Below are 13,593 nucleotides of genomic sequence, written 5' to 3' on the forward strand. Positions count from 1 at the left end.
TGTTTGATCGGCCCGGAGACGCAATGGCGAAGCGCAACAGCCTCAAGGAAAATGCCTGCCCGGTGGCCCGCTCGATGGAAGCGATCGGCGACTGCTGGTCGATGCTGATCATTCGCGACGCCATGCTGGGCAAAAAGCGGTTCGGCGAGTTTCAGAAGAGCCTCGGCGTCGCCAAGAACATCCTGACCATGCGGCTGCGTGCGCTGGTCGATGACGGCCTCCTCAGACTAGAGCCTGCTGCGGATGGCAGCGCCTATCAGGACTACGTACTGACCGAGAAAGGGCGCGACGTCTTTCCGATCATGGTGGCGCTGCGGCAATGGGCGGAGGAGTACGCCTTCACGCCCGGCGAAGAGACCAACATCATGGTGGACCGTGAAACCGGCCAGCGCATCCGCAAACTCGAATTGCACGCTGCGAACGGCCGCCTGCTCGGCCTCGGCGATGTCACGCTCAAGCCCGCAGTGGCGTGAAAACACCCGTCCCCCCTTCGATGCGGCAGGCTCCGCCCATGGGCCTGGATTCAACCATAATGAGAGATTGCAAACGACACTCATAGGTTGAAAAACACAACCAAAAGTCATTATCGGCATGCATTCCCGGGTAGCTTGTCACAATCCCCGATTTGACACGGGCCCCCTTCGCACCCATGTTCGCCGCGAAACGGCGGGCGCGACTCTGGCGCGGAACTGCCGGTTCCCCCCGCTAAACTATTGGAAAGTCATGAATCTCGTCATCGTGGAGTCGCCTTCCAAGGCCAAGACGATCAACAAGTATCTGGGCAAGGACTATGAGGTCCTGGCGTCCTTCGGCCATGTCCGCGACCTCCCGGCGAAGAATGGCTCGGTAGATCCCGATGCCAATTTCCAGATGATCTGGGAAGTGGACCCCAAGGCGAACAGCCGGCTCAACGACATCGCCAAGGCGGTCAAGGGCGCCGACAAGCTCATTCTGGCGACCGACCCTGATCGCGAGGGCGAAGCGATCTCCTGGCACGTGCTCGAAGTCTTGAAGCAGAAGCGCGCGCTGAAGGATCAGAAGATCGAGCGCGTGGTGTTCAATGCGATCACCAAGCAGGCCGTCTCCGACGCGATGAAGAACCCGCGCGAGATCGATGGCGCGCTGGTGGACGCCTATATGGCTCGCCGCGCCCTCGATTATCTCGTCGGCTTCACCCTCTCCCCCGTTCTATGGCGCAAGCTGCCCGGTGCCCGCTCGGCCGGCCGCGTGCAATCGGTGGCGCTGCGCCTCGTCTGTGACCGCGAGCAGGAAATAGAAAAATTCGTGCCGCGCGAATACTGGTCGCTGGTGACCACGCTGGCGACGCCGCGCGGCGACAGTTTTGAAGCGCGCCTGGTCGGCGCCGATGGCAAGAAGATCCAGCGTCTCGACATCGGCACCGGCGCCGAAGCCGAAGATTTCAAGAAGGCGCTCGACGCGGCGGCGTTTTCGGTCGCGACCGTCGATGCAAAACCGGCACGCCGCAATCCGCAAGCGCCGTTCACCACCTCGACGCTGCAGCAGGAGGCCAGCCGCAAGCTCGGCTTCGCGCCGGCCCATACGATGCGCATCGCGCAGCGGCTGTATGAAGGCATCGATATCGGCGGCGAGACCACCGGCCTCATCACCTATATGCGAACCGACGGCGTGACCATCGATCCATCGGCGATCGCGCAGGCGCGTACGGTGATCGGCGAGGATTACGGCAAGCAATACGTGCCGGACACCGCGCGCCAATATACGAGCAAGGCGAAGAACGCGCAGGAAGCGCACGAAGCCATCCGCCCAACTGACATGTCGCGCCGCCCGGCCAGCCTGAAGGCGCGGCTCGATAGCGACCAGTATCGTCTTTATGAGCTGATCTGGATCCGCACCGTCGCCAGCCAGATGGAGTCGGCCGAACTCGAACGCACCACCGTGGACATCACCGCGAAGGCTGGGTCGCGCGTGCTCGAACTGCGCGCCACCGGCCAGGTGGTGAAATTCGACGGCTTCCTTGCCGTCTATCAGGAAGGCCGTGACGACGACAGCGACGACGAAGACTCCCGCCGCCTGCCCGCCATGAGCGTGGGCGAAGCGCTGAAGAAAGAGAATCTCGCGGTCACCCAGCACTTCACCGAGCCGCCGCCGCGCTTCTCGGAAGCGTCGCTGGTGAAGCGCATGGAAGAACTCGGAATCGGCCGGCCCTCGACCTATGCGTCCATTCTGGACGTGCTGAAGGCGCGCGGCTATGTGCGCCTCGAGAAGAAGCGTCTCTATGGCGAGGACAAGGGCCGCGTCGTGGTCGCCTTCCTCGAAAACTTCTTCGCGCGCTATGTGGAATACGATTTCACGGCATCGCTGGAAGAAGACCTCGACAAGATTTCCAACAACGAGGTCGCGTGGAAGGATGTCCTGAAGGAATTCTGGACCGGCTTCATCGGCGCCGTCGATGACATCAAGGAGCTGCGCGTCGCGCAGGTGCTGGATGTACTCGACGACATGCTCAGCCCGCACATCTATCCCGCACGCGAGGATGGCGGCGATCCGCGCCAGTGCCCGACCTGCGGCACCGGCCGGCTCAACCTGAAAGCCGGCAAATTCGGCGCTTTCGTCGGTTGCTCCAACTATCCGGAATGCCGCTATACGCGCCCCCTCGCCGCCGACAGCGCGGCGACTGCGGATCGTGTGCTCGGCGAAGATCCGGATACAGGCCTCGAAGTCGCTGTCAAAGCCGGCCGCTTCGGCCCTTATATCCAGCTCGGCGATGTCAAGGATTATGGCGAAGGCGAGAAACCGAAGCGCGCGGGGATTCCGCGCAATACGTCGCCGTCCGATGTCGATCTCGATCTGGCGCTCAAACTGCTCTCGCTGCCGCGTGAAATCGGCAAGCATCCGGAAACGGGTGAGCCGATCACGGCGGGCCTCGGCCGCTTCGGCCCGTTCGTGAAGCATGAAAAGACCTATGCCAGCCTGGAGGCAGGCGACGAGGTGTTCGATATCGGCCTCAACCGTGCTGTGACGCTGATTGCCGAGAAGATCGCCAAGGGCCCGTCGGGCCGCCGCTTCGGCGCCGATCCCGGCAAGTCGCTTGGCGAACATCCCGCCCTCGGCGGCATCGCCGTGAAGAACGGCCGCTATGGCGCCTATGTCACCGCCGGCGGCGTCAACGCGACGATCCCGAACGACAAGACGCCGGACACCATCACCGTGGCCGAAGCCATCGCGCTGCTCGACGAGCGCGCGGCCAAGGGAGGCGGCAAGGTGAAGAAGGTCGCCAAGAAGGCGGCGCCAAAGAAGGCTGCGAAGACAACCGACACGGCGGATGGCGATGACAAGCCTGCGAAGAAGGCACCACCCAAGAAGGCCGCCAAGCCTAAGGCCGAAACTGCCGCAGCCAGCAAGGCGCGCGCGCCGGTGACCAAGAAGACCGTGGCAAAGAAAACCACGGCCAAGAAGGCGGTCGCCAAGAAGAGCGCGAGCAAGAACGGGTAGTCGTGGCAAAAAAACGCGACACTGCATTTCCGACCCGGGATGAGATCGTCGCGTTCATTCGCGCCTATCCCGGCAAGATCGGCACCCGCGAGATCGCGCGGGAATTCGGCCTGAAAAACGCGGCACGCGTCGAGCTGAAGCGCGTGCTGCGCGAACTCGTCGCCGACGGCTCCATCGCCAGGAAGGGCAAGGAAGTCCGCGAGCCCAAGGGCCTGCCACCCACGGTGCTGGTCGATATCGCCACCCGCGATGCCGACGGCGAACTGATCGCCACGCCGGTGGAATGGGACGATGCCGACGGCAATCCGCCGCGCATCCGTATCCATATCCCGCGCCGCCCCCTCCCCGGCACCGCGGCCGGCGTCGGCGACCGCGTCCTGCTGCGCCTCGAGAAGATCGAGGACGACGGCGAAGCGTTCGGCTATCGCGGCCGCATCATCAAGGTGCTCGACAGCGCGCGCACGCGCCTGCTCGGCATCTATCGCGCGCTGCCGAATGGCGGCGGCCGCATGATCCCGGTCGACAAGAAGCAGGCCGGGCGCGAACTCAACATCGCCGCATCCGATGCCAACGGCGCCGAGGATGGCGATTTGATCAGCGTCGACCTGATCCGCACCCGTGGTTACGGCCTCGCCTCGGGCAAGGTGAAGGAACGCCTCGGTTCACTGTCGTCGGAAAAGGCGATCAGCCTGATCGCGATCCATTCGCACGACATTCCGCAGGCGTTTTCACGTGGCGCGCTGAAAGAGGCTGAGGCCGCGAAGCCGGCCGCCCTGAAGGGCCGCGAGGACTGGCGCGAGGTGCCGCTCGTCACCATTGACCCGCCGGATGCGAAGGATCACGACGACGCCGTCTATGCGGAAGTCGATCCCGACAATGACGGCGGCATGATCGTTACCGTCGCCATCGCCGATGTCGCCTTCTATGTGCGGCCCGGATCCGCACTCGATCACGACGCGCTCCAGCGCGGCAATTCCGTCTACTTCCCCGATCGCGTCGTGCCGATGCTCCCCGAGCGCATCTCCAACGATCTGTGCTCGCTGGTGCCGGGCGAACCACGCGGCGCGCTCGCGGTGCGCATGGTGATCGACGAGGACGGGCGGAAGGTCTCGCATTCGTTTCATCGCGTGCTGATGCGCTCGGCGGCGAAGCTTTCCTACGCGCAGGCGCAGGCGGCGATCGACGGCAGGCCGGATGACGTCACCGGCCCCATTCTCGACCCGATCCTGAAACCGCTGTGGGCTGCATACAGGCTCGTGAAGCGTGCCCGCGACGAACGCGATCCGCTCGAGCTCGAACTGCCCGAGCGAAAAATCCTGCTCAAGAAGGACGGCACCGTCGATCGCGTCATCGTGCCGGAACGGCTCGATGCCCATAAGCTGATCGAAGAGTTCATGATCCTCGCCAATGTCGCGGCGGCGGAAATGCTTGAAAAGAAGGGCCTGCCGCTTATCTATCGTGTGCATGACGAGCCCACCGTCGAGAAGGTTCACAATCTCGCGGAATTTCTCAAGACCCTCGATATGCCCTTCGCAAAGGCGGGTGCGCTGCGGCCGGCGGTATTCAACCGCGTGCTGTCCCAGGTGAAGGGTCACGATTCCGAACCGCTGGTGAATGAAGTGGTCCTGCGCTCGCAGGCCCAGGCGGAATATGCCGCCGAGAATTACGGGCACTTCGGCCTGAACCTGCGGCGCTACGCACATTTCACCTCGCCGATCAGGCGATACGCAGATCTGATCGTGCACCGCGCGCTGATCCGCGCGCTCGGCCTCGGCGAAGGCGCCCTGCCCGAAACCGAGACGCCGGAGACGCTGGCGGAAGTCTCCGCGCAGATCTCCGCCACCGAGCGCCGCGCCATGAAGGCGGAGCGCGAGACGTCCGACCGGCTGATCGCGCACTTTCTGGCCGACAAGATCGGTGCGAGTTTCCAGGGCCGGATTTCCGGGGTCACCAAGGTTGGACTCTTTGTCAAATTGACCGAGACCGGGGCAGATGGCTTGGTTCCGATCAGGACGTTGGGCTCGGAATATTTCAATTATGACGAAGCCCGGCATGCCCTGATCGGCACGCGCTCGGGAGCGATGTACCGTTTGGGCGATGTCGTCGACGTCCGTCTGGTCGAGGCTGCGCCGGTCGCCGGCGCGTTGCGATTTGAAATGCTGTCCGAGGGCAATGAAGCGCCTCGGAGCCGACGGCGTGAGCACGGCAGCAGCAAGGGTGCTGACGACCGCGATGCGCATCCCAACACGACGAAGTACAAATCGTCGAAGAAATCGAAACCGGGCCGCAATGTCCGGGTGAAGAGCAAGGCAAAGAAGATCATTGCCAAGGCGCGCGCGTCCCGCAGCAAGGGCGGCAAGCCGAAGCGAGGCAAATCGTAACAACGCTGTTCCGAGCGAGACAGGCCATGATGACGCTGACCACGCCGAAGACCTTGACCAAGACCTGGACAAACGCGGCCGATCCCGCCGCGAGGCGCGATCTGTGGACCGCGATGAGGCGCGGCTTCTTCTGCCGCTGCCCGAACTGCGGTGAAGGCAAGATATTTCGCGCCTTCCTGAAGACCGCCGATCACTGCGATCGCTGCGGCCAGGAATTATCCGGCCATCGCGCCGACGATCTGCCAGCCTATCTCGTGATCGTCATCGTCGGCCATATCGTGGTGCCGATCGCTTTGTGGATCGAGACCAACTATTCGCCTTCGGTCGCGCTGCAGCTCGCGATCTATTTGCCGATCACGCTGATCGCCTCGCTCTTGCTGCTGCAACCGATCAAGGGAGCTGTCGTCGGATTGCAGTGGGCTCTGCGCATGCACGGGTTTGGCGACGGCCACGAGCACTGATACATTCTCCGTCTCTTTAATATCGAAGAAGAAAATTTTAGGAGACGGAATGAGCGAGACGGTTGAAGTCGGCAAGGAAGCCGATCACCACCCCTACAAGCGCCCGCGCGATGCAGCGACGCTGATGCTGGTCGATCGCTCCGGCCCGGTGCCGAAAGTGCTGGTCGGCAAGCGCCACGACAAGGTGGTGTTCATGCCGGGCAAGTTCGTCTTCCCGGGCGGCAGTGTCGACAAGACCGATAATCGCGTGCCGGTGGCCGCGCCAATGCCGGCCGCGCTCGAAGCCAATCTGATGAAGGGCAGCCCGAAGACGCTGCCCTCGCGCGCCCGCTCGCTCGCCATCGCCGCCATCCGCGAAGCCTGCGAAGAGACCGGCCTCTGTCTCGGCCGCAAGGTCGACGGCACGACGAAAAAGCTCAACGGGCCGTGGCAGGCCTTCAGCGATGCCGGCCTGCTGCCGGACCCTTCGGGCCTGTTCCTGATCGCCCGCGCCATCACCCCGCCCGGCCGCATCAAGCGTTTCGACACCCGCTTCTTCACCGCCGATGCCTCGTCGATCGCCCACCGCGTGGAAGGTGTGGTTCATGCGGATGCCGAACTGGTGGAGCTGGTGTGGGTCGAACTCGGTTCGCCGCATCTCGCCGACGCGCATGCGATGACCAAGAATGTGCTCAACCAGCTGCAGAAACGCCTGGCACTCGGGCCTCTCCACCACAACGCGCCGCTGCCGTTCTTTCATTGGTACGACGGTAAGATGCAGATGGATCTGATACCCGCCTGACGCGCAAGCGCCGCTACTGCGGCGTTTCGCGATTTCAACGCGCGATAGCGCTCGCGAAGAAAGCGGGTGTATCGAGCGGCTTCGCGGAAGTCGCGATCTGCCGATCTCGCCAAATCGTGGCTGCCGCTTGCAGATGAAGAGCCGAGGGCAAGCGAAGCGCGCAGCATGTCTGCGCGCTTTTGACTCTGCCTCATATGACGACGAAGCCAGTCCGGCCCTCCGGCTTTTGGCTTTCCGGATCGCTTCGCTCAAACGAATTGCAACGCAGTTCGCCAAGGCTCGCAATGACGGTGTTCTACGGGCGCATCCCAATTCGCAATAATCTTCTTGCGGACACCTCCTGTTCCATCGCCCACCGCATGACTATGTGCTCCCGACCAACATCACGGGGATCATTTGGATGGCAAAGCGTCAGTTGAAGCTCGGGGCCTTCATGCGACCGGTCTCAATCCACACCGGCGCCTGGCGCTATCCTGGCGCGGTGCCGGATGCCAATTTCAATTTTCCGCTGATGAAGCAGATGATCCGCAAGCTGGAGGCCGGCAAGTTCGACGCCTTCTTCATGGCCGATCATCTCGCGGTGCTGAACATGCCGGTGGAAGCGCTGAAGCGCAGCCACACGGTGACGTCGTTCGAACCCTTCACGCTGCTGTCCGCGCTCGCGGCCGTGACCGAGAATATCGGCCTCGTCGCCACCGGCTCGACGACTTTCGACGCCCCCTATCACGTGGCCCGCCGCTTCGCTTCGCTGGATCACATTTCGGGCGGTCGTGCCGGCTGGAACATCGTCACCACCTCCAATCCCGATGCGGCGCTCAATTTCGGCCTCGACGACCACATGGAGCATGCAGAGCGCTACAAGCGTGCGCGCGAGTTCTACGATGTGGTGACCGGCCTGTGGGATTCATTCGCGGACGACGCCTTTCCGCGCGACGCCGAAAGCGGGATCTATATGGACCCCGAAAAGATGCATGTGCTCGATCACAAGGGCGCCTATCTCAAGGTCCGCGGCCCTCTGAACATCGCTCGCCCCGTGCAGGGGTGGCCGGTGATCGTGCAGGCCGGCGCGTCCGAAGACGGCAAACAGCTCGCTGCAGAGACGGCGGAGGCCGTGTTCACCGGCGGCGGCCCGATCGGCGATGCGCAAAAGCTCTATGCCGACATCAAGGGCCAGATGGCGAAGCTCGGCCGCGATCCCGATCACCTCAAGATCCTGCCCGGCGCCTTCGTGGTGGTCGGCGACAGTATCGAGGAAGCGAGGGAGAAGCGCGCGCTGCTCGACAGCAAGGTGCATTACGCCAACGCCATCGCCTCGCTGTCGATCAACCTCGGCACCGATGCCTCCGGCTTCGATCCCGACGCCCCGCTGCCCGACGACATCCCCGAGAGCAATGCCAGCAAGAGCGGGCGCGAACGCGTCATCGCCCTCGCCCGGCGGGAAAATCTCACCGTGCGCCAGCTCGCCCAGCGGCTCGGGGGCTATGCCGGCTCCGCATTTGTGGGGACACCCCAGACCATCGCCGACGAGATGCAGGAATGGCTGGAAACCGAGGCCTCCGACGGTTTCAACGTCATGTTCCCTTATCTGCCAGAGGGCCTGAACGAGTTCGTGGACCGTGTCGTCCCGGAACTGCAGCGGCGCGGTATCTTCCGGACCGCCTATGAAGGCCGCACGCTGCGCGAGAATCTGGGGCTTCCGCGCCCCGAAAACCGCTTCTTTCGGCGGTAATGGCAGGAAATCCCCGGATTTACCGCTGCGGAAAACCTTGACTTTGGGGCGTTCGCGGCTAGTTTGCGCGCCAACGCGGCCAGTGCTCTGGCTGTCACCCGATTCCCGACATTCAGAGGTTTCACCATGGCCAAGGCGGTCACCATCAAGGTCAAGCTCGTTTCCACCGCGGATACCGGCTTCTACTACGTCGCCAAGAAGAACTCGCGCACCATGACCGACAAGATGGTCAAGAAGAAGTACGACCCGGTCGCGCGCAAGCATGTCGAGTTCAAGGAAGCCAAGATCAAGTAAGCGCGCTCGCCGCTGCTGACGATCTGGACGGGGCCGAAAGGCCCCGTTTTTTGTTGAGCAAGTGCACGAGCCGCACCCCTCTCTGCCCTCATCCTGAGGAGCATGCCAACGGCATGCGTCTCGAAGGATGACTGCACGCTCGGAGCCAGACCAACTCATGGTTCGAGACGGCGCTGTCAGCGGCGCAATTGCGCCGCTAGGCCTCCTCACCATGAGGGAACGGATTCGATCTTACGCCGCTGCGGCGACCACGCGGTTGCGCCCGTCATGTTTGGCGCGATACAGCGCGACATCCGCGCGCTTGAGCACGTCGGCGATCGACTCGCTCTTCTTCTCCAGCGTCGCGAGACCAATGGAGATGGTAACTTCGATCCGCTTGTTGCCGCGGTCGATCGAGAACGACTCGCCGGCGATCGAGCGGCGCAGACGCTCCGCCACCATGCCGGCAACATGCATGTCGGTCTCCGGCATCACGATGACAAATTCCTCGCCGCCATAGCGACAAGCCAGATCGATGCCGCGGATCGACTTGCGAATGCGCACCGCGAATTCACGCAGCACGTCGTCGCCGCAGTCGTGGCCATGCGTATCGTTGATCGACTTGAAGTAGTCGATATCGAGGATCATCAGCGCCAGCGGCTTGCTGCGCGTCACCGCCTGCTCGGCCAGCGTCTGGAGATGGCTTTCCATGTAACGGCGATTGTGCAGGCCGGTGAGACCGTCGGTAATTGCAGCCTCGATGGAATGCTGGACGTTGTCGCGCAGATGATCGGTGTAGCGGCGGCGGCGCACCTGGGTGCGCGCACGCGCCAGCAGCTCGTTCTTGTCGACCGGCCGCGTGAGATAGTCGTTCACGCCGATCTCGAGCCCGCGCAGCAGGCGCGTGTTATTGTCGATGTCTGCGATGGCAAGGATCGGAATCTGCCGCGTACGCTCCAGCGAGCGCGCCTGGCTGCACAGTCGCAGGCCGTCGAAATTCGTGAGGCTGAGGGAAACAATCAGGAGATCGTAATTACCCTCGGCCGCATGAAACAGGGCTTCGGTGGGGTTGGGCTCGACATCCACGGTATGCTCGGCTGCGAGCAACGGTGCGAGACGCTCATATGACGCCGGGCGGTCATCGACGAGAAGGATACGGCCGCCAACACCCTCGTCGGCCACGGCGCTGCGCTCCGGCGCCTGGATGCCGATCTCCAGCGAGGTGAGCGCGCGCATGCGCAGCTCGTCGGTCATCATCTTCAGGCGCGTCAGCGAGCGGACGCGCGCCACCAGCACGGCATCCGCAACGGGCTTGGTGAGGAAATCGTCGGCGCCGGCCTCCAGGCCGCGCACGCGATCGGATGGCGAATCCAGGGCGGTGACCATCACGACCGGAATGAAGTGCGTCTTCGGATCAGCCTTGAGGCGACGGCAGACCTCGAAGCCGTCCATGTCCGGCATCATGACATCGAGCAGGATCAGGTCGCATTCCGAGCGCGCGCAGATTTCCAGCGCCTGAGTGCCGCTCGACGCGGTAATCACGTCGAAATATTCGGCGGACAGGCGGGCTTCCAGCAACTTCACATTGGCGGGTATGTCATCGACGACGAGAATACGCGCTGACATGAAAAACTCCCTAACCGATAAATCGTCGGACCGTCTCGATGAACTTCCCGACGGAAATAGGCTTTGACAAATATGCTTCGCAGCCGCCTTCGCGGATGCGTTCCTCGTCGCCCTTCATGGCAAAGGCTGTGACGGCGACGACGGGGATCATGCTGATGGCAGGATCCTTCTTGATCCAACCGGTGACATCGAGGCCGGAAACCTGCGGCAACTGGATGTCCATGAGGATCAGATCGGGGCGCAGCGAGCGGACAAGATCGAGCGCTTCGTAGCCGTTGCTCGTGCCCACCGTCTGGTAGCCATGGGCTTCCAGAAGGTCACGGAACAGCTTCATATTGAGCTCGTTGTCCTCCACGATCAGGACGGTTTTGGCCATCCCGTCCTCCAATCCCGACATAAACGGTTTCCCTGCGCAACGCCCTCGGCGCGGCGCCGGCGGATCAATGCCGCCGAACCTCCCGGCTTGAACCAAAAATCCCAATTACTGGAATCACTTGGATGACTCGGGCATGATAATTCAAACTAGAGACGATAGGTTACGGAAAGGCAAACACGCGTGATGAAAAAGCAAGCCCGGCACCCCGGCGAAGTGGCTGAAATCGTTGCGATTCAGGCGCTCTCCTTCGTGGCGGGAGAGCCCGAGCGGCTGGGTCTCTTCCTGTCCGAAAGCGGGATCGGCCCGGAAACGCTGCGTTCGGCTGCGAAGGATCCGCAATTTCTCGTCAGCGTGCTGGATTTCGTGCTGCGTGACGACGAAACCGTGCAGGCGTTCGCCAGCGCCTCGCAACTGCCGCCTACCACCATCGCCGCCGCCCGCCAGGCCCTGGGAGGCCCCCAGACGGGCAGCGATTTCTCGTGACCCAAATCCCGTCAGATGTGAGCGGACCGCGCTGCTTCTGCCGGGATTGCCTTGCCGACCTCGACCTGCGTCTGAAGCGTTGCACCGCCTGCGGCTCGCCGCGGCTGGTGCGCCATCGCGCCCTGCCCGCGCTCACCCTCGCCCATATCGATTGTGACGCCTTCTACGCAACGGTGGAGAAGCGCGACAATCCCGCGCTCAACGACTATCCGGTCATCATCGGCGGCGGCAAGCGCGGCGTGGTGTCCGCCGCCTGCTATATCGCGCGCACCTATGGCGTGCGCTCGGCCATGCCCATGTTCAAGGCGCTGGACCTTTGCCCCGAGGCGAAGGTCATCAAGCCGGACATGGCAAAGTATGTCCGCGTCGGCCGCGAGGTCCGGCACGCCATGCAAGCGCTGACGCCGCTCGTGGAGCCGCTCTCCATCGACGAGGCGTTTCTCGATCTCGCGGGCACCCAGCGCGTGCACGGGATGATCCCGGCCAAGGTGCTGGCAAAATTCGCGGCAGATGTGGAGCGGGAGATCGGCATCACCGTGTCGGTGGGCCTCTCGGTCAACAAGTTTCTCGCCAAGATCGCCAGCGATCTCGACAAGCCGCGCGGCTTTGCGACGCTCGATCAGGAAGATGCGATGGCCCTCCTCTCCGAAAAGCCTGTCGGCTTCATCTATGGCGTCGGACCGGCGACGCAGGAGCGGCTGTCACAACGCGGTTTCCGCAAGGTCGGCGATCTGCAGCGCGCCGAAGAAACGGAGCTGATGAAACAGTTCGGCGGCGAAGGGCGCCGGCTGTGGCGTCTTGCGCGGGGGATCGACGACCGTCTCGTCGTTGCCGATCGCGGCGCCAAGACGATTTCCAACGAAACGACATTCAACGAGGACATCCGCGACCTCGCCACGCTGGAGAAGATCCTGTGGCGCCTGTCGGAAAAGGTGTCCGGGCGCCTAAAGAGCAGCGAACTCTCAGGGACCACCATCACGCTGAAACTGAAGACCGCAGACTTCCGCCAGCGCACGCGCTCGCAATCGATCCAGTCGCCGACGCAGCTCGCAAAACGCATCTTCGACATCAGTCGCGAAATGCTGGCGAAGGAGATCGACGGCACGGCGTTTCGCCTGATCGGCACCGGCGTCAGCGCATTGCGGCCTGGCTCCGAAGCCGGGGACGAGAATATGCTCGATCGCCGCTCCGCCCACGCCGAGCGCGCGATGGATGCGCTGAAGAAGAAATTCGGCAATGCCGCCGTGATCAAGGGCATTGCGTATGATGGGCCGGAAAAGCCGCGGTCTTGATTTCTGAACTAGCTCGCCGTTTTCCGCTCTGGGAAGAAGCGGGTATCTCGTTGCATGATACCGGTAAAGTCAGTGCCAGAGCTCTCGCGGACAACCGTCGTAAGCGTGTTCCAAAAATCACGGAGCCTGACACCGGATTGTTTGGATAGCATTCCGTAGTTCCATATCCCGCAATGGACAGCATAGTTCCCCAGCATCGCAACATCTCGAGGGATTATCTTGGGCAGCAGGCGGCAGGCCCCCATCATCAACGCCACGCCCGGCAATAGAGACAGCCAAGATCCCGTCAGAAAGGCAAAGACGACAGCAGCGAGCAAGATGAACGCCAAAATCGCGATGCTTGCCGCACTGAATTGCAAAGCGGGAAGAGCAAAGCCCACCTCTCGCGAGAGAATGAAATGAAAATGCCGGGCTCCTTCTGCGTGAAATATTGGACGCAAGTCGGTCAACGGCGTCATGCGCTGCGTATATCCAAGACGTCGGAGCGCGGCGCGCAATCGAAAAAATGCTAATGCTGTCGGGCACCCCGCAAGCTGAGAGTGTGAGGGCGGCAGCTTGGTCGCCACAAGATCGAAGAGATCGCCAACTGTCTCACAGTTCTTTGCCTCGTCATCAGAAATCTTGACCGCAAAGGCACGCTCGACGGAAACGAGGACATCGACATCGTCCCCGTCACCCACCAGATTCAAGCAGTTTGCAGCCTTTTTCTGGAACATA

At 62.6% G+C, this 13,593-nt stretch carries 12 protein-coding genes; 9 read left to right on the forward strand and 3 right to left on the reverse strand.

Going from position 1 to position 13,593, the window contains the following annotated elements; all coding sequences use genetic code 11:
- The first annotated feature begins 23 nt into the window (after nt 1-23).
- From E0H22_RS16505 to rpmG, 7 genes are all read left to right on the forward strand, one after another.
- Entirely contained in the window at nt 24-473 is a 450-nt protein-coding gene (locus E0H22_RS16505; protein WP_233022091.1) for a winged helix-turn-helix transcriptional regulator, read from the forward strand.
- A 250-nt stretch (nt 474-723) separates the two neighbouring features.
- Complete coding sequence (gene topA / locus E0H22_RS16510) at nt 724-3,474, forward strand: type I DNA topoisomerase (protein WP_233022092.1); 2,751 nt, start codon at nt 724-726, stop codon at nt 3,472-3,474.
- Between the two features lie 2 nt (nt 3,475-3,476).
- Entirely contained in the window at nt 3,477-5,855 is a 2,379-nt protein-coding gene (gene rnr, locus E0H22_RS16515) for a ribonuclease R (protein ID WP_233022093.1), read from the forward strand.
- Nucleotides 5,856-5,881: 26 nt separating this feature from the next.
- Nucleotides 5,882-6,316 carry a DUF983 domain-containing protein gene (locus tag E0H22_RS16520; protein WP_233022094.1) on the forward strand — a complete coding sequence of 145 codons (435 nt, stop codon included), beginning with the start codon at nt 5,882-5,884 and terminating at the stop codon, nt 6,314-6,316.
- A gap of 49 nt (nt 6,317-6,365) precedes the next feature.
- Nucleotides 6,366-7,097, forward strand: coding sequence for an NUDIX hydrolase (locus E0H22_RS16525; RefSeq protein ID WP_233022095.1), 732 nt, complete (start codon nt 6,366-6,368; stop codon nt 7,095-7,097).
- Nucleotides 7,098-7,497: 400 nt separating this feature from the next.
- A complete protein-coding gene (locus tag E0H22_RS16530; RefSeq protein ID WP_233022096.1) occupies nt 7,498-8,826 on the forward strand; it encodes an LLM class flavin-dependent oxidoreductase in 1,329 nt (442 codons plus the stop codon).
- 126 nt (nt 8,827-8,952) lie between these two features.
- Nucleotides 8,953-9,120 (forward strand): 50S ribosomal protein L33, encoded by a 168-nt coding sequence (gene rpmG / locus E0H22_RS16535; RefSeq protein WP_233022097.1) that lies wholly within the window; start codon nt 8,953-8,955, stop codon nt 9,118-9,120.
- Nucleotides 9,121-9,351: 231 nt separating this feature from the next.
- Here the strand turns inward: rpmG and E0H22_RS16540 are convergent, their stop codons facing one another.
- Together E0H22_RS16540 and E0H22_RS16545 are read right to left on the reverse strand one after the other, a co-directional pair.
- Nucleotides 9,352-10,725: a PleD family two-component system response regulator gene (locus E0H22_RS16540; protein WP_233022098.1), complete on the reverse strand. Its 1,374-nt coding sequence runs from the start codon at nt 10,723-10,725 to the stop codon at nt 9,352-9,354.
- A 10-nt stretch (nt 10,726-10,735) separates the two neighbouring features.
- The gene (locus E0H22_RS16545; protein ID WP_233022099.1) at nt 10,736-11,101 is read right to left on the reverse strand and encodes a response regulator; all 366 of its coding nucleotides are present in this window, start codon (nt 11,099-11,101) and stop codon (nt 10,736-10,738) included.
- A 183-nt stretch (nt 11,102-11,284) separates the two neighbouring features.
- On the opposite strand from E0H22_RS16545, the gene E0H22_RS16550 reads away from it, so the two are divergent.
- Both E0H22_RS16550 and E0H22_RS16555 read left to right on the forward strand, forming a co-directional pair.
- On the forward strand, nt 11,285-11,584 hold the full coding sequence (locus E0H22_RS16550; protein ID WP_233022100.1) for a DUF3572 domain-containing protein: 300 nt from the start codon (nt 11,285-11,287) through the stop codon (nt 11,582-11,584).
- On the forward strand, nt 11,581-12,876 hold the full coding sequence (locus E0H22_RS16555; RefSeq protein WP_233022101.1) for a DNA polymerase IV: 1,296 nt from the start codon (nt 11,581-11,583) through the stop codon (nt 12,874-12,876). The genes E0H22_RS16550 and E0H22_RS16555 overlap by 4 nt, the downstream gene beginning before the upstream one ends.
- Before the next feature lie 8 nt (nt 12,877-12,884).
- Here E0H22_RS16555 and E0H22_RS16560 read toward each other — a convergent pair whose 3' ends face one another.
- A complete protein-coding gene (locus E0H22_RS16560; RefSeq protein WP_233022102.1) occupies nt 12,885-13,592 on the reverse strand; it encodes an acyl carrier protein in 708 nt (235 codons plus the stop codon).
- Between the last annotated feature and the right edge of the window lies 1 nt (nt 13,593).

Origin of the sequence: Rhodopseudomonas boonkerdii (assembly GCF_021184025.1) — a bacterium.
In the GTDB taxonomy this organism is placed as follows: domain Bacteria; phylum Pseudomonadota; class Alphaproteobacteria; order Rhizobiales; family Xanthobacteraceae; genus Tardiphaga; species Tardiphaga boonkerdii.